23 protein-coding genes are annotated in these 22,406 nt (G+C 50.2%); 9 read left to right on the plus strand and 14 right to left on the minus strand.

All coding sequences use genetic code 11. The features are described 5' to 3' along the window. Positions 1-40 precede the first annotated feature (40 nt). The 3 genes from rsmF to FEM44_RS24085 all read left to right on the plus strand — a co-directional run bounded on the left by rsmF (position 41) and on the right by FEM44_RS24085 (position 2,131). Entirely contained in the window at positions 41-1,480 is a 1,440-nt protein-coding gene (gene rsmF, locus FEM44_RS24075; RefSeq protein ID WP_135522187.1) for a 16S rRNA (cytosine(1407)-C(5))-methyltransferase RsmF, read from the plus strand. Between the two features lie 117 nt (positions 1,481-1,597). After that, a complete protein-coding gene (locus tag FEM44_RS24080; protein WP_002431586.1) occupies positions 1,598-1,834 on the plus strand; it encodes a YebV family protein in 237 nt (78 codons plus the stop codon). 105 nt (positions 1,835-1,939) lie between these two features. Further along, positions 1,940-2,131 (plus strand): YebW family protein, encoded by a 192-nt coding sequence (locus FEM44_RS24085; protein ID WP_135522186.1) that lies wholly within the window; start codon positions 1,940-1,942, stop codon positions 2,129-2,131. Here the strand turns inward: FEM44_RS24085 and pphA are convergent, their stop codons facing one another. From pphA to yobA, 4 genes are all read right to left on the minus strand, one after another. Further along, positions 2,132-2,788, minus strand: coding sequence for a protein-serine/threonine phosphatase (gene pphA, locus FEM44_RS24090; protein WP_135522185.1), 657 nt, complete (start codon positions 2,786-2,788; stop codon positions 2,132-2,134). Between the two features lie 407 nt (positions 2,789-3,195). Continuing rightward, positions 3,196-3,537 carry a YebY family protein gene (locus tag FEM44_RS24100; RefSeq protein WP_130208467.1) on the minus strand — a complete coding sequence of 114 codons (342 nt, stop codon included), beginning with the start codon at positions 3,535-3,537 and terminating at the stop codon, positions 3,196-3,198. A 13-nt stretch (positions 3,538-3,550) separates the two neighbouring features. After that, positions 3,551-4,423 carry a copper homeostasis membrane protein CopD gene (gene copD, locus FEM44_RS24105; RefSeq protein ID WP_138159223.1) on the minus strand — a complete coding sequence of 291 codons (873 nt, stop codon included), beginning with the start codon at positions 4,421-4,423 and terminating at the stop codon, positions 3,551-3,553. Positions 4,424-4,426: 3 nt separating this feature from the next. Continuing rightward, a complete protein-coding gene (gene yobA / locus FEM44_RS24110) occupies positions 4,427-4,801 on the minus strand; it encodes a CopC domain-containing protein YobA (protein WP_135522184.1) in 375 nt (124 codons plus the stop codon). Between the two features lie 138 nt (positions 4,802-4,939). On the opposite strand from yobA, the gene holE reads away from it, so the two are divergent. The 3 genes from holE to exoX all read left to right on the plus strand — a co-directional run bounded on the left by holE (position 4,940) and on the right by exoX (position 6,614). After that, positions 4,940-5,170: a DNA polymerase III subunit theta gene (gene holE / locus FEM44_RS24115; RefSeq protein WP_000916758.1), complete on the plus strand. Its 231-nt coding sequence runs from the start codon at positions 4,940-4,942 to the stop codon at positions 5,168-5,170. Positions 5,171-5,270: 100 nt separating this feature from the next. Beyond that, entirely contained in the window at positions 5,271-5,927 is a 657-nt protein-coding gene (gene yobB, locus FEM44_RS24120) for a carbon-nitrogen hydrolase family protein YobB (RefSeq protein ID WP_135522183.1), read from the plus strand. 24 nt (positions 5,928-5,951) lie between these two features. Further along, a complete protein-coding gene (exoX, locus tag FEM44_RS24125) occupies positions 5,952-6,614 on the plus strand; it encodes an exodeoxyribonuclease X (RefSeq protein WP_130208475.1) in 663 nt (220 codons plus the stop codon). Here exoX and ptrB read toward each other — a convergent pair. From ptrB to yebG, 4 genes are all read right to left on the minus strand, one after another. After that, positions 6,611-8,671, minus strand: coding sequence for an oligopeptidase B (gene ptrB / locus FEM44_RS24130; protein ID WP_135522182.1), 2,061 nt, complete (start codon positions 8,669-8,671; stop codon positions 6,611-6,613). The genes exoX and ptrB overlap by 4 nt on opposite strands. A gap of 208 nt (positions 8,672-8,879) precedes the next feature. Further along, positions 8,880-9,536, minus strand: a complete 657-nt coding sequence (locus FEM44_RS24135; protein ID WP_135522181.1) for a tellurite resistance TerB family protein — start codon at positions 9,534-9,536, stop codon at positions 8,880-8,882. A gap of 294 nt (positions 9,537-9,830) precedes the next feature. Then, positions 9,831-10,187: a protein YebF gene (gene yebF, locus FEM44_RS24140; RefSeq protein WP_130223535.1), complete on the minus strand. Its 357-nt coding sequence runs from the start codon at positions 10,185-10,187 to the stop codon at positions 9,831-9,833. Positions 10,188-10,253: 66 nt separating this feature from the next. Then, positions 10,254-10,544: a DNA damage-inducible protein YebG gene (gene yebG, locus FEM44_RS24145; RefSeq protein ID WP_130208483.1), complete on the minus strand. Its 291-nt coding sequence runs from the start codon at positions 10,542-10,544 to the stop codon at positions 10,254-10,256. Positions 10,545-10,685: 141 nt separating this feature from the next. On the opposite strand from yebG, the gene purT reads away from it, so the two are divergent. Beyond that, positions 10,686-11,864 (plus strand): formate-dependent phosphoribosylglycinamide formyltransferase, encoded by a 1,179-nt coding sequence (gene purT, locus FEM44_RS24150; protein WP_135522180.1) that lies wholly within the window; start codon positions 10,686-10,688, stop codon positions 11,862-11,864. Positions 11,865-11,917: 53 nt separating this feature from the next. Here purT and kdgA read toward each other — a convergent pair whose 3' ends face one another. The 3 genes from kdgA to zwf all read right to left on the minus strand — a co-directional run bounded on the left by kdgA (position 11,918) and on the right by zwf (position 16,118). Next, positions 11,918-12,559: a bifunctional 4-hydroxy-2-oxoglutarate aldolase/2-dehydro-3-deoxy-phosphogluconate aldolase gene (gene kdgA / locus FEM44_RS24155; protein ID WP_064529269.1), complete on the minus strand. Its 642-nt coding sequence runs from the start codon at positions 12,557-12,559 to the stop codon at positions 11,918-11,920. A 37-nt stretch (positions 12,560-12,596) separates the two neighbouring features. Continuing rightward, the gene (gene edd / locus FEM44_RS24160) at positions 12,597-14,408 is read right to left on the minus strand and encodes a phosphogluconate dehydratase (RefSeq protein WP_130208487.1); all 1,812 of its coding nucleotides are present in this window, start codon (positions 14,406-14,408) and stop codon (positions 12,597-12,599) included. 234 nt (positions 14,409-14,642) lie between these two features. Next, a complete protein-coding gene (gene zwf / locus FEM44_RS24165) occupies positions 14,643-16,118 on the minus strand; it encodes a glucose-6-phosphate dehydrogenase (protein ID WP_130208489.1) in 1,476 nt (491 codons plus the stop codon). Between the two features lie 336 nt (positions 16,119-16,454). Here zwf and hexR point away from each other — a divergent pair, with 336 nt between their 5' ends. Beyond that, positions 16,455-17,324 carry a DNA-binding transcriptional regulator HexR gene (gene hexR, locus FEM44_RS24170; RefSeq protein ID WP_105289041.1) on the plus strand — a complete coding sequence of 290 codons (870 nt, stop codon included), beginning with the start codon at positions 16,455-16,457 and terminating at the stop codon, positions 17,322-17,324. Between the two features lie 125 nt (positions 17,325-17,449). After that, positions 17,450-18,892 (plus strand): pyruvate kinase, encoded by a 1,443-nt coding sequence (gene pyk, locus FEM44_RS24175; RefSeq protein WP_135522178.1) that lies wholly within the window; start codon positions 17,450-17,452, stop codon positions 18,890-18,892. A 131-nt stretch (positions 18,893-19,023) separates the two neighbouring features. Here pyk and lpxM read toward each other — a convergent pair whose 3' ends face one another. The 3 genes from lpxM to znuA all read right to left on the minus strand — a co-directional run bounded on the left by lpxM (position 19,024) and on the right by znuA (position 22,384). Then, positions 19,024-19,995, minus strand: a complete 972-nt coding sequence (gene lpxM, locus FEM44_RS24180) for a lauroyl-Kdo(2)-lipid IV(A) myristoyltransferase (RefSeq protein ID WP_130208491.1) — start codon at positions 19,993-19,995, stop codon at positions 19,024-19,026. A 118-nt stretch (positions 19,996-20,113) separates the two neighbouring features. Next, a complete protein-coding gene (gene mepM, locus FEM44_RS24185; RefSeq protein WP_135522177.1) occupies positions 20,114-21,436 on the minus strand; it encodes a murein DD-endopeptidase MepM in 1,323 nt (440 codons plus the stop codon). Between the two features lie 15 nt (positions 21,437-21,451). Further along, a complete protein-coding gene (gene znuA / locus FEM44_RS24190) occupies positions 21,452-22,384 on the minus strand; it encodes a zinc ABC transporter substrate-binding protein ZnuA (protein ID WP_074399578.1) in 933 nt (310 codons plus the stop codon). Between the last annotated feature and the right edge of the window lie 22 nt (positions 22,385-22,406).

The following is a 22,406-nucleotide window of genomic DNA, read 5'->3' on the forward strand; positions in this document are numbered from 1 at the left end:
CTAAACTGCGCGCCTGTTTTTTTGCCTGTGGTACATGCTCGTGGCCCAACACACCGTTTATTTCCCGGACGCCTTTCTGACACAAATGCGCGAAGCCATGCCTTCGACGCTCTCTTTTGATGATTTTCTCGCCGCTTGTCAGCGCCCGTTGCGCCGCAGCATTCGCGTAAATACCCTGAAAATCTCCGTTGCTGATTTCCTGCAATTAACCGCCCCTTACGGCTGGACGCTTACACCTATTCCGTGGTGTGAAGAAGGTTTCTGGATTGAACGCGACGATGAAGAGGCATTGCCGTTGGGCAGTACCGCCGAGCATTTAAGCGGCCTGTTTTATATTCAGGAAGCCAGCTCAATGTTGCCCGTTGCCGCCTTGTTTGCCGACGGTAATGCCCCACAGCGGGTGATGGATGTCGCCGCCGCGCCTGGTTCAAAAACCACACAAATTGCCGCTCGCATGAATAACGAAGGGGCGATTCTTGCCAATGAGTTTTCCGCCAGCCGGGTAAAAGTGTTACATGCCAATATCAGTCGCTGCGGTATCCGTAACGTGTCTCTGACTCATTTTGATGGCCGCGTCTTTGGTGCGGCGTTACCAGAAATGTTCGATGCCATTTTACTGGACGCCCCCTGTTCTGGCGAAGGCGTGGTGCGTAAAGATCCCGACGCACTGAAAAACTGGTCACCAGAAAGCAATCAGGAAATTGCTGCCACCCAACGGGAACTGATCGACAGTGCCTTTCATGCATTACGCCCTGGCGGTACGCTGGTTTACTCGACCTGTACCTTAAACCGGGAAGAAAACGAAGCCGTTTGCCTGTGGCTGAAAGAGACTTACCCCGACGCAGTAGAGTTTTTACCGCTTGGCGATCTCTTTCCTGGCGCGGACAAGGCGCTCACCGAAGAAGGCTTTTTGCACGTTTTTCCACAAATTTACGACTGCGAAGGCTTCTTCGTTGCCCGGCTACGCAAAACACAGTCGATTCCCGCCTTACCCGCACCGAAATACAAAGTGGGTAATTTCCCGTTTAGCCCAATCAAAGATCGCGAAGCCGCACAAATTCGCCAGGCGGCGACTGCCGTTGGCTTACATTGGGATGAAAATCTGCGCCTCTGGCAGCGCGATAAAGAACTCTGGCTGTTCCCGGCAGGCATTGAAGCCCTGATCGGTAAAGTCCGATTTTCCCGTCTGGGAATTAAGCTGGCCGAAACGCACAACAAAGGTTATCGCTGGCAACATGAAGCGGTTATTGCCCTGGCCTCCCCCAACCATACGAACGCTTTCGAACTGACGCCTCAGGAAGCGGAAGAGTGGTATCGCGGGCGCGATGTTTACCCGCAAACCGTGCCAACTACGGATGATGTGCTGGTAACCTTCCAGCATCAGCCAATAGGTTTAGCCAAACGTATTGGCTCGCGACTGAAAAACAGTTACCCGCGTGAACTGGTGCGCGATGGGAAACTTTTTACCGGTAACGCCTGATAGCGCACAAAAAAAGCGCACTTTTTGACTGGCACATTCGCCCGCCTCAACTACGCTGAAAAATGGTGCGATCGGACTGGTCGTACCACAACCGGCAGATAAATGGAGAGCACGAAGATGAAAACCAGTGTGCGCATAGGCGCTTTTGAAATCGATGACGGCGAGTTACACGGCGAATCGCCAGGTGATCGAACATTAACAATTCCTTGTAAATCTGACCCCGATTTATGTATGCAACTGGATGCCTGGGACGCCGAAACCAGCATTCCAGCTCTACTAAACGGCGAACACTCTGTCCTGTACCGTACCCGCTACGATCAAAAGTCTGATGCCTGGATTATGCGTCTTGCATGATCCAAAAAGAACCCGTCGGCATGGCGGGTTATTTATTCTGGTTATTTCCCCGAAGTAAAATCCTCTCCTAAACTTAACGGTACGGCACCACACTTCGAGGATGAAATGTTCGCGCTGGTACTTTTTGTTTGCTATCTGGACGCTGGCTGTGAAGATATTGTTGTTGATGTTTACGACACGGAACAACAGTGCGTCTACTCAATGGACGATCAACGGATCCGCCACGGCGGCTGCTTTCCTGTTGAGGATTTTATTGATGGGTTCTGGCGGCCCGCGCAAGAGTACAGTGACTTTTAATTACTGGAGTTGTTCCACTGTGAGTGTCCCTCCGAAGACGGCGCCGGTGTCTATATAATGCAAGTTTCCAATATCCACGCGATGAGGTAACGGCGTATGACCAAACCAGAAATGGTCAGCACCGATAATTCCCTGCCCTTTTTGGCCTTCACGTAATCGCGAACGACTCCACAATACCTGGTGCAAATCGACATCCTTTTGCCATTGATAAACATCGTCAGGATAATCAGCATGGGCAATAACGTGTTTGCCAGTGCGACTGTTTAATTCAAGAATAAAAGGCAAATGCTGGCATTTGCTGAGCGCCCTTTCTGCTTGCTTCTGTTGCTTATCTGCCAGCGCAGCAAACCAGTCGCCACCGTTCATATACCATAAAGCCATCTGCTGCGCGGCCAGCGCATCTATCGCCATCTGCTCATGATTGCCTCTTACCGCTCTGACCCAGCGTTGCTCCAGTAGTTGAAGACAACGCAAACTCTCCGGACCACGATCAATAACATCACCTACCGAGATCAATAAGTCTTGCCACGGGTCAAAACGGCAGTGCCATAATTTGATACGCAGTAGCCCAAGGCAGCCATGAATATCCCCCACCAACCAGATATGTCGCCAATGGCTGCCATCAATTTTCTGATAGGTGCGGCCTGCCTCTTTCATCAATTTTTTACTCCCGCGCAGAAGGTCACATTATTTTAACATAAATGTTAAAAAAGGCTGGACTGAAGCAGTAGAGTGTGTGTTATGGTTGATTGTGAAGTCAGCACAGGGAAAACAGTGATGTATTCATCCGCTGGCTTAATAGATAAAAAGAGACCGAATACGATTCCTGTATTCGGTCCAGGGAAATGGCTCTTGGGAGAGAGCCGTGCGCTAAAAGTTGGCATTAATGCAGGCTTAGTTGCCTTGCCCTTTAAGAATAGATGACGACGCCAGGTTTTCCAGTCCACACGAAAAGTGGTCAGAAAAAAGCGTCTTTATCATCGTTTTAAAAGTAAAAAAAACGCCCGATCTGATAAAAGATCCTGGGCGTTTTTTTGGGCAAATCAAAAAGCTAACTCAGGTAACTAGCAGAGTTTTTCAGCTCGTTCTATAAATGGCATCAGGCTCATTTTTTCACCGGGTTTGTTGGGATCTTCAATCTGGATCACCGAAATAGGCTGGGCCTTAGTCTTCCCACTGGAAACTTCTTTTTGCGCAACATCGTTCAAAGGGTATTGCACCAGGGTGCTGGGGTTAATGACATACAGCGCATTACCCGGTCGGCATGTCAACATCACTTCTTCGCGATTAAACGCCCATTTGTCTTTGCCAATTTCAAAACGGCTGACGGTAATCACCTGAGGAGCCGCCAGCGCCGCAGTGGAACTGGTGAGCAACAAAAACGCCAATATACTTTTTTTCATCATTTATCGTAATCCATCAAAACGGTTCCAGAGTCGCTAGCAGGCTGATAATCACCAGTACCACCGCGCCTATCGCCCATTCGAGTTGAGTCATCCATACAAACCAGGGAACAGCCCGGACTTCATCATGCCGCATTCTCGGGACCAGAACATAACGATTTGCCAGCGCGATAACCACCATAATCATAACCAGTATGACTTTGAGCAATAAGAGCTGGCCCCAGTAAGAGGCAAGCGTGGGGGGAAATCCCGTGATGAGTAATGCATTGAGCACACCACTCACTAGCACGCCAATGACAGCAAAATGTCCGCACCAGGAAAAACGCATCAACGCATGAATGGCCGGGCGTCTCCAGCGCCCTTTCACCAGCCGCATACACCAGACAACCGGCAGTAGTCCTCCAAACCATGCTGCAGCACAGATAAGATGTACGGCATGATTGGTCTGATGAATTTTTGCGGTTAATCCTTCATTTAATGTCGCGTGTCCCATACCCGCCATCAGGATAAATTGCGCGGTAGTCAGCATAAAAAGTAACCGCATCATATTCCGTGGTTGCATCAGAACGACGGTCAACGTAACGAGAGCGAGAACGATTTGCCAGATCCAGACGCCTCCGAAGTGCGTTTGTAACACCGACTGCCAGATGCTCAGCGAAACTACATCTGGCCATCCCGCACCCATCAACCCACCCTGAACGGTGAACATCGCGACGGCACTAATCAAACTCCATGCGGCTGCGTGCTGTTGTAAACGCAAAAAACGCTTCGTCAATAATCGACGAATCGTCACTGGTGCCAACCATGCCCCGTACATCGCGAAGCCAAAAACCAGCATCAGAGAGATAAAATGGATAAATCGCAGTGTGACCCAGGTAAGCGCTAGCATGCTTTATTTCACCGTAAAGGTGTACTGCCCTTTGGTTTTATGTCCGTCCACCGAAACAACATGCCAGTCAACGGTATAACTTCCGGGATTCAGGGCGTCGGCAAGCGGAACGATCAATTGCTTTTTGTCTTGTTCATTACGCTTCGCGGGTAATGTTTTAACATTTTCATTCTTCGGGCCGATGATTTTGGCCCCACTGAATCCAGGTTCAATATCTTCAGAGAAATTTAAAGTAACGGCCTGTGGGGCAGCGGTGACCGCCGCATTCGCCGCAGGATACTGGTGAGTCAGGTGCGCATGAGCCCAGACGGAAGGGGCCGCCAGCGAACCGGCAATGATTGCCAGCGTATAACGAAGAGAACGCGCAGTTGAAACCATATTATCTATTCCTTTTTGTAATGAGTTTTTTACAGAGCATAACCTTGTCTAATGAGAGAGTCGAGGATCATCAATTCAGGCTTGCCATCCCGGCTGACTCTTAGTAACTTTTGCCCGCAATTAACGAGGAGACACCGTATGCTGAAGAATCTGGCCAAACTGGATCAAACTGAAATGGATAAAGTAAATGTCGATCTGGCCGCTGCCGGAGTGGCATTTAAAGAACGGTACAATATGCCGGTTATTGCTGAAGCGGTTGAACGTGAACAACCGGAACACTTGCGTGGCTGGTTTCGTGAGCGCCTTATCGCCCACCGTCTCGCCTCTGTAAATCTGTCACGTTTACCTTACGAGCCCAAACTTAAATAAACCTTATATTAAGTTACACTTTCTTACATGGTGCCTGCTAAATTATAAGTATTTTCTCATACACACCACTATTCGCAGACACTATGAAAAGGAAGTCATCATGTCGTACTGGAAAGTTGCAGCAGCACAATATGAGCCTCGTAATGCTTCACTCACTGAACAGGTAGCCCATCATCTGGAGTTCGTGAGGGCTGCCGCCAGACACCAGTGCGAACTTTTAGTTTTTCCTTCACTTTCTCTACTGGGATGTGATTACAAACGACGAGCGCTTCCGTCTCCGCCCGATCTCTCGCTTTTAGACCCGCTTTGTTATGCAGCAACAACCTCGCGAATGACCATTATTGCTGGCCTTCCCGTTGAATATAATGAGCGTTTTATTCGCGGTATTGCAGTATTCGCCCCCTGGATGAAAACGCCAGGAATTTATCATCAAAGTCATGGTGCATGCCTGGGTCAACTTTCTAAAACCATCACTGTAGTGGATGGACAACCGGAAGGTATTGATATGGACCCGACTTGTTCACTCTTTACAACCGGGCAATGCATCGGTGAACCTGACCTGTTGGCATCGACCCGACGCTTAGAGTTTTTCTCACATCAATACTCCATCGCCGTACTAATGGCGAACGCCCGCGGGAACAGCGCGTTGTGGGATGAACATGGCCGCCTTATTGTCCGCGCCGATCGCGGTTCGCTTTTGTTGGTTGGCCAGCGCTCTTCGCAGGGTTGGCAAGGCGATATCATTCCATTACGCTAGGCGTTTTCTTCCTGGAGCATGACCATGTTGCGCATTATCGATACAGAAACCTGCGGTTTGCAGGGAGGGATCGTTGAAATTGCCTCTGTTGATGTTGTTAACGGGAAAATCGTCAACCCTATGAGCCACCTGGTGCGTCCCGACCGTCCCATCAGTCCACAAGCCATGGCGATTCACCGTATCACAGAGTCCATGGTTGCCGACAAACCGTGGATTGAAGAAGTTATCCCGCACTATTACGGTAGCGAATGGTATGTCGCCCACAATGCCAGTTTTGACCGCCGGGTATTGCCAGAAATGCCCGGTGAGTGGATTTGCACCATGAAACTGGCTCGTCGTTTGTGGCCAGGAATCAAGTACAGCAATATGGCACTGTATAAATCGCGCAAGCTGAATGTCCAGACACCATCGGGTCTGCATCACCACCGCGCGCTGTATGATTGCTATATTACCGCAGCCCTGCTTATCGATATTATGAACACATCAGGCTGGACGGCGGAGCAGATGGCGGATATCACCGGGCGACCGTCGTTGTTGACGACGTTCACGTTTGGCAAGTATCGCGGTAAAGCCGTATCAGACGTTGCAAAGCGCGATCCGGGCTACCTGCGCTGGTTGTTTAACAACCTTGACAGTATGAGCCCGGAGTTACGTTTAACCTTGAAGCATTATCTGGAGAGTGTTTAACCCGCTGATTGGCCTGGTAATGTCCCCTGCGCCAGGGCTATCAGAAAAGCATATTCCATCGCCACACCTTCGTAGGATTTAAAACGTCCGGATTTACCGCCATGTCCTGAATCCATGTCGGTACAAAGCAATAAAAGATGGTTATCAGTTTTAAGCTCGCGCAGCTTAGCCACCCATTTTGCCGGTTCCCAGTATTGCACCTGTGAATCGTGTAATCCGGTCGTTACCAGCAGATGCGGATAAGCCTGAGCCGTGACATTGTCATACGGGCTGTAGCTTTTCATATACTCATAATATTGCGGATCCTGCGGATTTCCCCACTCTTCAAATTCGCCGGTCGTAAGAGGAATCGACTCATCAAGCATCGTTGTTACAACATCAACAAACGGTACCTGGGCGATAACGCCATGGAATAATTCAGGGCGTTGATTAATCGCAACGCCCATCAACATGCCCCCCGCACTCCCGCCCATCGCATAACAGAGTGAAGGTGAGCCGTAGCCCAGTTTTAACAATGCGTCGCAAGCATCGAGATAGTCATTAAAGGTATTTTTCTTTTTCAGGAATTTACCATCTTCGTACCATTGCTGCCCCAGCTCGCCGCCGCCACGAACATGGACAATGGCATAGACAAAACCACGATCCAACAAACTCAGGCGGCTAGAACTGAAATCAGCATCAATGCTTGCGCCGTAAGAACCATATCCGTATACCAGCAGCGGATTGTGGCCTTTCTGGAAATGCTTGCGATGATAGACCAGCGAAACAGGCACTTCGACGCCATCACGGGCGGTGATCCACAAATGTTCGCTGCGATAATTCGCCGCATCGAAACCAGGGACTTCCGTTTGTTTTAGTACCCGACGCTCGCCAGTATCCATATCCAGCTCAAACAAAGTATCTGGCGTAGTCATGGAGGAATAGCCATAACGCAATCGTGAAGTTTCAGGTTCCGGGTTATAGGCAATCCAGGTAACGTAAGCAGGATCATCAAAGGCAATGCCGATAACCTCCCGCGTTTTGCGGTTGATTTGCCGCAGACTGGTTAATCCACGCTGACGCTCTTCAACCACCAACCAGTCAGTAAACAGCGTAAAGCCTTCGAGCATGATGTTATCGCGCGGGGGGATTAACTCTTCCCACTGTTGCTCATCACGCATACGGGTACGGTATAAGCCAAAATTTTTGCCGTTGCGGTTGGAGCGCAGATAAAACCGATGCTGGTAGTGATCAAGACTGTATTCGTGATCTTTGCGACGCGGTAAAAAGACAAACGGCTCGGCATCGGCCAGCTCTGCATCCAGCAAACGAACTTCACTGGTAGTGGCACTGGCAAGATGAATAACCACATAGTGTTTCGATGTCGTTTTATGCAGGCTGACGTAAAACGTATCGTCTATTTCTTCGTAAATCAGTTTGTCTTCAGATGCTGAAGTGCCAATGGCATGCCGCCAGACCTGATACGGCAACAACGTCACCGGATGCTTGCGAACATAATAAAAAGTCCAGGAGTCATTCGCCCAGACAAAGCTGGGTTCCACGTTATCCAGCAGTTCAGGATACCAGTTGCCCGTTTCCAGATTGCGAAAACGGATACCGTACTGGCGTCGGGAAAGAAAATCTTCTGCAAGTGCCATAATCGTGTTATCGGGCGTAATCGCCATTCCGCCCATTGAATAAAATTCACTGTGCGCCGCCCGTTTGTTCGCATCGAGCAGAGTCTCCCATTCGTCCCACTCTTCACTGAACGCCGACTGACGCTGGTAGATTGCATATTCACAACCAGGTTCATAAATTTGCCGGTAGCGATAGCCATTTTTGACATAAGGTGCAGAGACTTCTCTTTGCGGTATGCGGTCAATGATTTCTTTTAATATCCGATCCTGCAAAGCTTGTTGCGACGCCATGACCTGATGACCGTAGCTATTTTCTTGTTGCAGGTAATCCAGCACTTCCGGCTGCGAGCGTGTGTCGTCCCGCAGCCAGTAGTAATTATCGATGCGCGTGTCGCCATGAAGCGTCATGGCATGGGGGATGCGGGCGGCTTTTGGTAGCATGTTATTGTTCTTTCTGGTTGAAACATCTTATAAGGGTGGCAAAACTCACCCGGGATGCAAGCGAAACAGGGCGGTCATTGTATAGATGATGACAGGTAATGGCGTGAAAATCGAAGGGATGTAGCCAGCGAAAATTAATTCGCTCAAATAGCTGTGCGGTTTTGTATAGCCCGATAAACAGGCATATCAGGCTATACGGAGTGAGATATTATTCAGACAAAGTGCGTTTTTGCTGTTCGAGATCGCGTTCAATTCCTTCACGGACTTCCTGGGGAATTTTCAGCGCATCCCCCAGTGCATTCAGGTAACTGCGCTCCATAAAATGGTCAATATCAATAGCCGCACAGCTCAGGAAATAGATCTCCAGTGCCTCTTCTTCGTTGCGAATCCCCTGGGCCAGGCGCTGCGGATCCAATGGTTGCTCGATTGCCTGTTCGATAAATACACGCCCCTGCTCTTCAACACCAGCTTCACGCAATTGCTGGTCGATAGCCGCGCGTTCTTTACTGTCGATATGACCATCGCTTTTGGCAGCAAAAACCAGGGCGAGGATTAAACGTTCTGTACGTTCATCCAGCGGCGTACTTTGGGTGCCGAATTGCGGTTCGTTCTGATGCGCCGCACGAATTTTATCTTTGTATTTGTTCCACAGTACTGTACCGGCGACCGCTCCGCCGCCAACCAGCAACGCGTTTGTACCGTATTTCGTTAATAGTTTACGTGCTGACTTATTCGCAACCAGCAGTCCTGCCAACCCGCCTAATGCGCCAGGTACTAAAAGTTTGCCCAATCCCTGATCTGTAGACGAAGAGGAAGAACTGCTTTGCCCAAGAAGGGATTGCAGTTGATTTAACCAGTTAGCCATTTTTGCTCCTCAATTCACCATTTTAATGGCAATAGCATAGCGAATGAGGATGTCAGAAAGTGTATATAGAGACAAAAGATGCGCAAATAAGCGGGACGGGAGGCAGTTCTCACAGGAAATTCACGTCAGGTAAGGTGCTGGATGATGTGATTAATTTGAGGCTTGTAGATTTGATTGTAATTGCCTGATGCGAACCTGGCGATTCTTATCAGGCCTGTGGGGGCTGGTACGTTGTTGGGTGGACAAGGCGCTCGCGCCGCATCCGCCAACGGTCAATCGAATTACCAGAAGCCATTAGCGCCGCTGATATTCCGCCATTCCCGCTTTACAATCCACATTAACCAGATAATGAATATCGGCACTTTTACCACGCACGGTCAGCGGTACCGACCATTTATCATCTTTCCCCTGAATGTCCTGCAAACTAACCCACGCCACCGGATCGGCCTGACCGACGATTTTTTGATCGTCGGCCCAACGCGCCACGCGGTTTTGCTGATAATCACGTTTTACACTCGCAGCAATTCCTGCTGCATCCAAACCTTCACATTTAGGGAAAGTTACCGACTTGCTGGTTTCGTTATTGGCAGCGAAAACTGATGCACAGGCGGAAACCAACAACAGCCCCAACAACGCTCCTCTTTTTTTCATGTTTTTCTCCATAGCACAATGATTCAGGAGAAAGCATGGTACAAATTATCAGGAGCGCAAGTTGCTTCAGGCGGCGTGGGTTTCACCTTCCCCATCCGTGTCAGTATCGACCACCTGAGGAGAAGGTAATTTACCGGTTTTCAGAATGGTACTAAGCACATCTTTCTGTTCCGCCAACCACAAAGAAAGCGCCTCACGCTGCTCGTCTTCCATTGTCACCGGAGAATTCGCCAACCATGTGTCGAGTAGATCCGCTGTATCGAGCATTTTGTCATAAGCATCGGCTTCCTTTTTGCTGGTAAACGACATCTTCTCTTCGCCCTCACGAATGACCACGTATTTAATTTCAACCGCCATTTGCAGCCTCTCACCATAACTGTAATTTTATACAGTGTATTTCTTTTCAGTCGAGAAATCAACGCAAGCAATCAAGCAATAAAGACACGCGCAAACGTTTTCGTTTATACTTCACGCGGAATTAATCAGGGGATATTCGTTATGACGTTATTAGGCACTGCGCTGCGTCCGGCAGCAACTCGCGTGATGTTATTGGGCTCCGGTGAACTGGGTAAAGAAGTGGCTATCGAATGCCAACGCCTCGGCGTAGAGGTGATTGCGGTCGATCGCTATGCCGACGCGCCAGCCATGCATGTCGCTCATCGCGCCCATGTCATTAATATGCTGGATGGCGACGCATTGCGCCGTGTTGTTGAACTGGAAAAACCACATTATATCGTGCCGGAGATCGAAGCTATTGCTACCGATATGCTGATCCAGCTTGAAGAGGAAGGGCTAAATGTTGTCCCCTGCGCGCGTGCAACACAATTGACGATGAACCGCGAAGGTATTCGTCGTCTGGCTGCGGAAGAGCTTCAGCTTCCCACTTCAACTTATCGTTTTGCTGATAGCGAAGACCTTTTCCGCGAGGCGGTCGCCGCCATTGGCTACCCCTGCATTGTTAAACCGGTGATGAGCTCTTCCGGCAAGGGGCAGACGTTTATTCGCTCTGCCGAACAACTGACTCAGGCATGGGAGTACGCCCAGCAAGGTGGTCGCGCCGGAGCGGGTCGCGTGATTGTTGAAGGCGTCGTTAAGTTTGATTTCGAAATTACCCTGCTGACCGTCAGCGCGGTAGATGGTGTTCATTTCTGTGCGCCTGTAGGTCATCGCCAGGAAGACGGTGACTATCGTGAATCCTGGCAACCGCAGCAAATGAGTCCACTGGCCCTCGAACGTGCGCAGGAGATTGCCCGCAAGGTGGTGCTTGCACTGGGTGGTTATGGGCTGTTTGGTGTCGAGTTGTTTGTCTGTGGAGATGAGGTGATTTTTAGTGAAGTCTCCCCTCGCCCGCATGACACCGGGATGGTGACGTTAATTTCTCAGGATCTTTCTGAGTTTGCCCTGCATGTGCGTGCTTTCCTGGGACTGCCGGTGGGCGGGATTCGCCAGTATGGTCCTGCCGCTTCAGCCGTTATCCTGCCGCAACTGACCAGCCAGAATGTCACGTTTGATAACGTGCAGAATGCCGTTGGCGCAGGTTTGCAGATTCGTTTATTTGGTAAGCCGGAAATTGATGGTAGCCGTCGTCTTGGGGTTGCGCTGGCTACAGCAGAAAGTGTTGATGAAGCGATTGAACGCGCGAAGCACGCCGCAGCACAGGTAAAAGTACAAGGTTAAATCTGGCAAAAACGCGACAAAAATGCCCGATCCACGATCGGGCATTTTGACTGTTACAGCTTCGCGCCTTCTACTGCTTCACGCGCCAGCTTAGTAATGCGGTCGTAATCGCCCGCTTCCAGCGCATCTGCCGGAACCAGCCAGGAACCACCAATGCACAGTACGCTTTTCAGCGCCAGGTAATCACGGTAGTTAGCCGGAGAAATACCGCCTGTCGGGCAGAAACGAACCTGGGAGAACGGACCCGCAATTGCCTGCAGTGCTTTCACGCCGCCATTAGCTTCTGCCGGGAAGAATTTGAACTCTTTCAGGCCGTAGTCCATACCCAGCATCAGTTCAGAAACAGTGCTGATACCTGGAATCAGAGGAATAGTTCCTTCTGTCGCCGCTTTCAGCAGTGGTTCAGTCAGACCTGGGCTGATTGCGAACTGTGCTCCCGCTTCAGTCACTTCTGCCAGTTGCTGCGGATTCAGCACCGTACCGGCACCCACAATCGCTTCCGGCACTTCTTTGGCGATAGCGCGGATAGCATCAACTGCACACGCCGTACGCAGAGTCACTTCCAGAACGCGCACCCCACCAGCAACCAACGCTTTTGCCATTGGCACCGCGTGTTCCAGTTTATTTACCACGATAACCGGTACAACCGGGCCGGTGGTCAGGATTGATTCTGCACTTGTTTTCCAGTTTTTCATCAGAGTTTTCTCTCGCCTGATTACAAATTTTGTCGTCTTAAAAAGTGATACAGGTTGCGCCCTGTTCGGCACCGGACAGTTTTTCGCGCAAGGCGCTGAATAATTCACGTCCTGTTCCCACGCGTGACGCGCTCAGGTCAGGAATGTGCGGTTCGCGAGCAGCCAGTTCAGCTTCGTCTACCAGCAGCGTCAGTTCGCCTGTCTGTCCATTCACACGAATGATGTCCCCATCGCGCACTTTTGCCAGCAGCCCACCATCATAGGCTTCTGGTGTTACGTGGATAGCTGACGGCACTTTACCTGAAGCACCAGAGAGTCGTCCATCGGTAACTAACGCAATTTTGAAACGCCGGTCCAATAATACACCAAGTGGCGGCATGAGTTTATGTAATTCTGGCATTCCGTTCGCTTTTGGCCCCTGATGGCGGACAACAACCACACAATCACGGTCCAGCATACCCGCTTCAAAAGCAGGCATAACGTCATGCTGGCTCTCAAAAACAACAGCAGGCGCTTCAATCACCTGGTTTTCAACCGGCACTGCAGAGGTTTTCATGACGGCACGGCCCAGGTTGCCGCTTAACACTTTTGTCCCGCCATGATGCGAGAAAGGTTGTTCAAAGGAAGCAATCACATTGCTGTCGAGCGATTTGTCTGCACCTTCGCGCCAGTCCAGCTCGCCGTTATTCAGCCATGGTTCGAGGGTATAGCGCGAAAGACCAAAGCCCGCCACCGTATTGACATCTTCATGCAACAGGCCCGCCTTGAGCAGCTCACGCACCAGAACCGGTACACCACCCGCCGCCTGGAAGTGGTTAATATCGGCCGGACCGTTTGGATACAAACGCGCCATCAGAGGTACGACATCAGAAAGGTCAGAGAAGTCATCCCAGTTGATCTGAATGCCGGCCGCACGCGCCATCGCCACCAGGTGCATCGTGTGGTTAGTGGAGCCACCGGTCGCCAGCAGCGCAACAATACCGTTCACCACCACTTTCTCGTCGATCATCTTACCGATCGGCATCCATTCATTACCGTTGCCAGTCATGCGTGTAACCTGGCGCGCAGCGGCTGCGGTTAATGCATCACGTAACGGGGAGTCTGGATGAACAAAAGAAGAGCCCGGCAACTGCATCCCCATAAACTCCACCACCATCTGGTTGGTGTTGGCAGTACCGTAGAAAGTACATGTACCAGGGGCATGATAAGACGCAGCCTCTGACTCCAGCAGTGCCATTCGATCCACCTTCCCTTCGGCATAAAGCTGGCGAATACGCACTTTTTCTTTATTTGGCAACCCGCTTGCCATCGGACCTGAAGGCACAAATACCGCAGGCAGATGACCGAACGACAGCGCTGCCATCGTCAGCCCTGGGACAATCTTGTCGCACACGCCGAGGAACAGCGCGCCATCAAACATGTTATGGGACAGCCCCACAGCCGCAGACATCGCAATGACTTCGCGGCTTAACAGCGACAGTTCCATACCATCCTGCCCCTGGGTGACACCATCACACATCGCCGGAACACCACCCGCAACCTGCCCAACCGCATTAGCTTCATGCAGTGCTTTACGAATTATCTCAGGATAATGTTCATAAGGCTGGTGGGCGGAGAGCATGTCGTTGTAGGAGGTGATGATAGCGATATTGTTACGCAACATGCTTTTCAGGGAGGCTTTGTCTTCTGGCTGGCAAGCGGCGAAACCGTGAGCCAGGTTACCGCATGCCAACTGCGAACGATGAACGGTCGAAGTTTTCGCTTGTTCGATCCGGGCGAGGTAAGCAGAGCGAGTCTCGCGCGAACGTTCAATGATTCGATTTGTTACGCGTAACAATTGTGGATTCATAAAGGCTCCTGAAATTGAGTTGTCAGAGCAGGATGATTCACAACGCGTTTCATACATGGAAGTTATGAATGAAACGCCTGTAACCGGAGCTCATAGGGCAAAAACGTTTCAGTCAGTGTAATAAAAAAAGCCTCGTGGGTGAATCCGCACGAGGCCTGAAAGTGTAAAAATTGTTCTACAATCTGTGCAAGATCATGTTACCGGTAAAATAACCATAAAGGATGAGTGCAGATATTACTCAAATTCATTCCAGGAACGGCCATCACGGGTAATCATCGCCACCGAAGCAACCGGTCCCCAGGTTCCGGCCTGATACGGTTTCGGTGCATCGTTGTCCATCGCCCATGCTTCAGTAATGGAGTCCACCCATTTCCAGGCTTCTTCCACTTCATCACGACGTACAAACAGCGCCTGAATACCGCGCATGGTCTCCAGCAGCAGACGTTCATAGGCATCTGCCAGATGCGTCTGATTAAAGGTTTCTGAATAGCTCAGATCCAGCTTGGTGATTTGCAGGTTATGTTTGTGATCAAGACCCGGGACCTTGTTCAACACTTGAATATCCACGCCTTCATCAGGTTGCAGACGGATAGTCAGTTTGTTCTGCGGCAGGTCCTGCCACGACTCTTTAAACAGATTGAGCTCTGGCGTTTTGAAATAGACCACCACTTCAGAGCATTTGGTCGGCAAACGTTTACCGGTACGCAGGTAGAACGGTACGCCAGCCCAGCGCCAGTTGTCGATATCGACACGGATAGCTACGAAGGTTTCCGTGTTACTGCTTTTGTTCGCGCCCTCTTCTTCCAGGTAGCCCGGAACTTTTTTGCCCTGGGCGAAGCCCGCAGTGTATTGCCCGCGTACGGTTTTTTCGCGTACGTTTGAGCGGTCAATGCGGCGCAGAGACTTCAGTACTTTCACTTTTTCATCGCGGATGCTGTCTGCGCTCAGATCAGACGGCGGAGACATCGCAATCATGCAGAGAATTTGTAGCAGGTGGTTCTGGATCATGTCGCGCATCTGACCGGCTTTATCAAAATAGCCCCAGCGCCCTTCGATCCCCACTTCTTCTGCCACGGTAATCTCAACATGATCAATAGTGCGGTTGTCCCAGTTGTTCACAAACAGGGAGTTAGCAAAACGCAGCGCCAACAGGTTCAGCACCGTTTCTTTACCAAGGTAATGGTCGATACGGTATACCTGGCACTCCTCGAAATATTCACCGACCTGATCGTTGATTTCCTGCGAGGTCGCCAGCGACGTACCCAGCGGTTTTTCCATCACCACGCGCGCCGGTTTGCCGTTCAGTTTCGCCTCACCAAGCCCTTTGCAGATTGCGCCAAAAGTGCCTGGCGGCATGGCAAAGTAGTTAATGGTGATACGATTTTTTTGATCCAACATCGCACCAAGACGGCTGAATGCAGCTGTGTCATTGACATCGAGATTACAAAAATCCAGACGTGCACTCAGGGTGTCCCATAAACCTTCATCAATAGTTTCTTTCATGAAGGTTTCCAGCGCTTCACGGACGACTTTGGTATATGCCGCTTTATCCCAGTCAGCACGCCCTACGCCGATGATACGGGTATCCGGGTTGAGCTGACCGGCTTTTTCCAGTTGATACAGGGAAGGCAGCAATTTACGACGCGCAAGGTCGCCTTTCGCGCCGAAAATGACCAGGTCACAAGCCTGGGCTGTTTGCGTTACCGCCATGTCATTCTCCTTAAGTTAACTAACCCGGTACTTAAGCCTGGGTATACTTGTAATTTTCTTACGGTGCACTGTACTGCTTTTACGAGCTTGCGAAAACTGTAAACGCTTATCCACCCGTGCGATTACGGCAAAAGCGCGCAAAGTGCGGCAAAACTGATAAAAAAATCATCGTTTTCCATTGGGTAAAAATCTGACACTGATCATGTTATGAAAAAAAATGACAACTTTTTTATCCGCTTTTGTCATTAATACGACACACAGGCGTAATATCAGACCAAACTGCATTTCGATTTCTTTCAGTGTGGAAATCGGCATTACCGTGAGTCTCTTTACATCATGAATATGCTGGAAAAAATCCAGTCTCAACTGGAACATTTGAGCAAATCAGAACGAAAAGTCGCCGAGGTCATTCTTGCTTCGCCTGACAACGCGATCCATTCGAGTATTGCTGCTCTGGCGCTTGAGGCCAATGTTAGCGAACCAACGGTGAATCGTTTCTGTCGCAGCATGGACACCCGCGGTTTTCCTGATTTTAAACTCCATCTGGCACAAAGCCTGGCAAATGGCACGCCCTATGTTAATCGCAACGTTAATGAAGATGACAGCGTTGAATCATACACGGGGAAAATATTTGAGTCGGCAATGGCCACGCTCGATCACGTCCGTCACTCGCTGGACAAATCTGCCGTCAACCGTGCCGTCGATCTCCTGACTCAGGCCAAAAAAATCGCCTTTTTCGGTCTGGGCTCTTCTGCCGCCGTCGCCCACGATGCGATGAATAAGTTTTTTCGCTTTAATGTTCCAGTGGTTTACTCCGACGATATTGTGTTGCAACGCATGAGTTGTATGAATTGTAGCGACGGAGACGTGGTTGTGCTGATTTCTCACACCGGAAGAACCAAAAATCTGGTTGAACTGGCGCAGTTAGCACGGGAAAACGACGCGATGGTAATTGCCCTCACCTCCGCCGGTACGCCACTGGCCCGGGAAGCAACGCTGGCAATTACCCTCGACGTACCTGAAGATACTGACATTTATATGCCCATGGTGTCTCGACTTGCGCAGTTGACCGTGATAGATGTGCTGGCAACAGGATTTACTTTGCGACGCGGCACAAAATTCAGAGATAACTTGAAGCGGGTCAAGGAAGCGCTCAAGGAATCGCGCTTTGATAAGCAGTTACTTAAATTGAGTGACGATCGCTAAATCGATTATCACTGTTCTATCCTTATACGACATTCGCATGTGTTTAAATTACAACCATAATGGTTTTAGTTTATGCGAATTCATGTTCAAGCAACACCTGGTTGTTTCAGTCAACGGAGTATTACATGTCCAGAAGGCTTCGCAGAACCAAAATCGTTACCACGTTAGGCCCGGCTACCGATCGCGATAATAACCTTGAAAAGGTCATCGCAGCGGGTGCAAACGTCGTACGAATGAACTTTTCTCATGGCTCGCCTGAAGACCATAAAATGCGCGCGGATAAAGTTCGTGAAATTGCCGCAAAACTGGGGCGTCATGTGGCTATTCTCGGTGACCTTCAGGGGCCAAAGATTCGCGTATCAACTTTTAAAGAAGGTAAGGTTTTCCTCAATATTGGGGATAAATTCCTGCTGGATGCCAACCTGGGCAAAGGTGAAGGCGATAAAGAAAAAGTCGGTATCGACTATAAAGGTCTGCCTGCAGACGTCGTGCCTGGCGACATTCTGCTGCTGGACGACGGTCGCGTACAGTTAAAAGTACTGGAAGTTCAGGGCATGAAAGTGTTCACCGAAGTGACCGTCGGCGGCCCTCTTTCCAATAATAAAGGTATCAACAAACTCGGTGGTGGTCTGTCTGCTGAAGCGCTGACAGAGAAAGACAAAGCAGACATTAAAACTGCGGCATCGATTGGCGTAGATTATTTGGCTGTCTCTTTCCCACGCTGCGGCGAAGATCTGAATTATGCTCGTCGTCTGGCGCGCGATGCAGGTTGTGATGCGAAAATTGTCGCCAAAGTTGAACGTGCAGAAGCCGTTTGCAGCCAGGATGCAATGGACGACATTATCCTCGCTTCTGACGTGGTGATGGTCGCACGTGGCGACCTTGGCGTAGAGATTGGCGATCCGGAACTGGTTGGGATTCAGAAAGCGCTGATTCGTCGCGCGCGTCAGCTGAACCGCGCAGTCATTACTGCTACCCAGATGATGGAATCGATGATTACCAACCCAATGCCGACGCGTGCAGAAGTCATGGACGTGGCGAACGCCGTTCTGGATGGTACTGACGCCGTAATGTTGTCTGCGGAAACCGCCGCTGGTCAGTATCCATCTGAAACCGTTGCTGCAATGGCGCGTGTTTGCCTGGGTGCCGAAAAAATCCCGAGCATCAATGTGTCTAAACACCGCCTGGACGTTCAGTTCGACAATGTGGAAGAAGCTATCGCGATGTCCGCAATGTACGCAGCTAACCACCTGAAAGGCGTTACCGCGATCATCACCATGACCGAATCCGGTCGTACCGCGCTGATGACTTCTCGTATCAGCTCCGGCCTGCCGATTTTCGCCATGTCTCGTCATGAACGCACTCTGAACCTGACTGCGCTTTATCGTGGTGTTACGCCGGTCTATTTTGACAGTGCAAATGAAGGCGTGGTTGCTGCCAGCGAAGCAGTAAATCTGCTGCGCGATAAAGGCTACCTGATGTCTGGGGATCTGGTGATTGTCACCCAGGGCGACGTGATGAGTACCGTGGGTTCGACTAATACCACGCGTATTTTAACGGTAGAGTAAGTACGTTGCCGGATGTGGCGAAAACGCCTCATCCGGCCTACAGTTCAATGATAATTCAACAGATTTCTAATCTTCTGAAGCAAACTTGAACTTATCATCAGGCGAAAGCCTCTCCTCACGAGAGGCTTTTTTTATTTGATGGGATAAAGATCTTTACGCTTATATGGCTGGATTTCGCCCGGTTTGCGCGTTTTCAGCAATTTTAAAATCCAGGTGTACTGCTCTGGTCGCGGACCAACAAAAATCTCGACTTCTTCATTCATACGCCGCGCAATGGTAGCGTCATCCGCCTCTAACAGGTCATCCATCGGTGGACGAACCTGAATCGTCAGACGATGGGTCTTGCCATCATAGATTGGGAACAGCGGAACGACACGCGCGCGACATACTTTCATCAGGCGACCAATTGCTGGCAGCGTTGCTTTATACGTTGCGAAGAAATCAACAAATTCGCTGTGTTCAGGTCCATGATCCTGATCCGGTAAATAATAGCCCCAGTAGCCCTGACGAACCGACTGGATGAAAGGTTTAATACCATCATTTCTCGCGTGCAGACGACCGCCAAAACGACGACGCACCGTGTTCCAGACATAATCAAAAACCGGGTTGCCCTGATTATGGAACATCGCTGCCATTTTCTGTCCTTGTGAGGCCATCAGCATAGCGGGGATATCAACTGCCCAGCCGTGCGGTACCAGAAAGATCACTTTCTCGTTGTTACGCCGCATCTCTTCGATGATCTCCAGCCCCTGCCAGTCGACGCGAGGCTGGATTTTCTCCGGCCCACGTATCGCCAGTTCAGCCATCATTGCCATCGCTTGCGGCGCGGTGGCAAACATCTCATCCACAATCGCTTCGCGTTCGGCTTCGCTACGTTCTGGAAAACAGAGAGAAAGATTGATCAACGCCCGACGACGTGAGCTTTTACCCAGTCTTCCGGCAAAACGCCCCAACCGCGCAAGAATGGGATCACGGAATTTCGCTGGTGTTAAGGCAATACCGGCCATTGCCGCCACGCCCAACCAGGCTCCCCAGTAACGAGGGTGACGAAAGGATTTATCAAACTCAGGAATATATTCGCTATTATTTTTTTTCGTTTCCATGCTTTTCCAGTTTCGGATAAGGCAATAATCAATCTGGTGGTAGTGTAACGGCGCAACTTGCCCCGCACCAAATAAAAAAGCCGGCACTGACTGCGTACCGGCTGCCAATGGGTATTAATTAATCAAACTGTAGCTGCGGTACAATCTCCTTGGCCTTCGCCAGGAAATCGGTACGATCTGAACCGGTCAGCCCTTCAGTACGCGGCAGTTTCGCTGTCAACGGGTTCACCGCCTGCTGGTTAATCCATACCTCATAATGCAGATGTGGCCCAGTTGAACGCCCGGTATTACCGGAAAGCGCGATACGATCGCCACGCTTCACTTTCTGCCCCGGTTTAACCAGAATCTTACGCAGGTGCATATAACGCGTGGTGTAGCTGCGACCATGACGAATCGCGACATAATAACCCGCTGCGCCACTGCGTTTAGCAACTACCACTTCACCGTCTCCCACCGAAAGCACCGGCGTACCCTGCGGCATCGCAAAATCAACGCCTCTGTGCGGCGCAACGCGAGCGGTTACCGGGTTCAGACGACGCGGGTTAAAGTTAGACGAAATGCGGAACTGTTTTGCCGTCGGGAATCGTAAGAACCCTTTCGCCAGGCCCGTGCCGTTGCGGTCGTAGAATTTGCCATCTTCAGCGCGAATAGCATAGTAATCTTTGCCTTCTGAACGCAAACGCACGCCCAGCAGTTGGCTTTGTTCACGTTTGCCATCAAGCATCTCACGTGACATTAATACCGCAAATTCGTCACCTTTTTTCACTTTACGGAAGTCCATCTGCCACTGCATCGCTTTAATCACCGCGCTCACTTCAGCACTGGTTAAACCTGCATTTTTGGCGCTGGCAACAAAACTTGTCCCAACGGTTCCTTTCAACAGATTGTTAACCCACTCCCCTTGCTGCATTTCGCTGGTCATTTTAAAACCATTAGCGGCGGTGCGGTCATAGGTACGGGTTTCGCGGCGAGACACTTCCCAGGTCAGACGCTGTAACTCGCCATCAGCGGTTAATGTCCAGGAGAGTTGTTGACCAATTTTCAGGTTACGCAGATCTTTATCAGCAGCAGCAAGTTGGGTGATATCACCCATCTCAATACCATATTGATTAAGGATGCTACTTAACGTGTCGCCCGTAGAAACGACATATTCATGAACGCCGGCTTCACCAGCGATTTTGTCGTCGAGTTCGTCCTGGGGAATGGCTTCATCTTCTTGCGCGGCTTGATCAATCGGCTCACTGGCCTCAGGTAAGAGAGAACGAATTTCGTTCTGTTCAAGCTCAATGGTTTTGACAATAGGCGAGGCGTCTCGGTGGTAAACATAAGGCCGCCAGACAGCGACGGCCAGAGTAAGAACGGTAAGCGACCCCAACATAACGCGGTGTGGTCGCGGTAAATTATTAAACGCCAGGGCGACAGAGCGGGCTATCTGTTGCACGTAATCACTTCCTCATTAATCTCCTTTCAGGCAGCTCGCGTACTGGTTAGCTAATTGATTCAGGAATTCTGAATAGCTTGTTTTGCCCAGTTTGATATTCGTCCCAAGGGGATCCAACGTTCCCATACGAACGGATGTCCCTCGTGCGACGCTTTCAACGACCGCAGGCCTGAACTGTGGCTCAGCAAAAACGCAGGTTGCTTTTTGCTCAACCAACTGTGTTCTTATTTGATGTAAACGCTGCGCGCCAGGTTGAATCTCAGGGTTTACGGTAAAGTGACCAAGCGGTGTCAGTCCGAATTGTTTTTCGAAGTAGCCGTAAGCATCATGAAAAACGAAATAACCTTTTCCCTTGAGCGGCGCGAGCTCGTTACCAACCTGTTTCCTACTTGAAGCTAATTGTGCCTCAAATTCCATCAGGTTGGCGTCAAGTTTGGCTCGACTTTGCGGCATAAGTTCCACTAATTTTCCATGGATTGCAACCGCTGTAGCCCGCGCTATCTCTGGGGAAAGCCAAACGTGCATGTTGAAATCGCCGTGATGGTGATCTTCGTCACTTTTTTCCGCGTGGTCATGATCATCATCAGCGTCGTGAATGCTTTTCATCAGCAGCGGTTTTACACTCTCAAGCTGCGCAATGGTTACCTGCTTCGCCTCGGGTAATTTACTCACGGGCTTTTGCATAAACGCTTCCATTTCCGGTCCAACCCAGACAACTAAGTCCGCGTTCTGTAAGCGTTTTACATCAGATGGACGCAGTGAATAATCATGTTCAGAGGCCCCATCAGGAAGTAACACCTCCGTCTCTGTTACTCCATCAGCAATAGCGGAAGCAATGAATCCAACAGGTTTAAGCGAAGCGACAACGGCAGCTTCTGCTACCTGAGTTGCACTGCCCCAGAGAGCAGCAGATAATGCTGCGAAAAGAAGCGTTTTTTTATGTAACATAATGCGACCAATCATCGTAATG

Source organism: Escherichia sp. E4742, assembly GCF_005843885.1.
GTDB lineage: Bacteria > Pseudomonadota > Gammaproteobacteria > Enterobacterales > Enterobacteriaceae > Escherichia.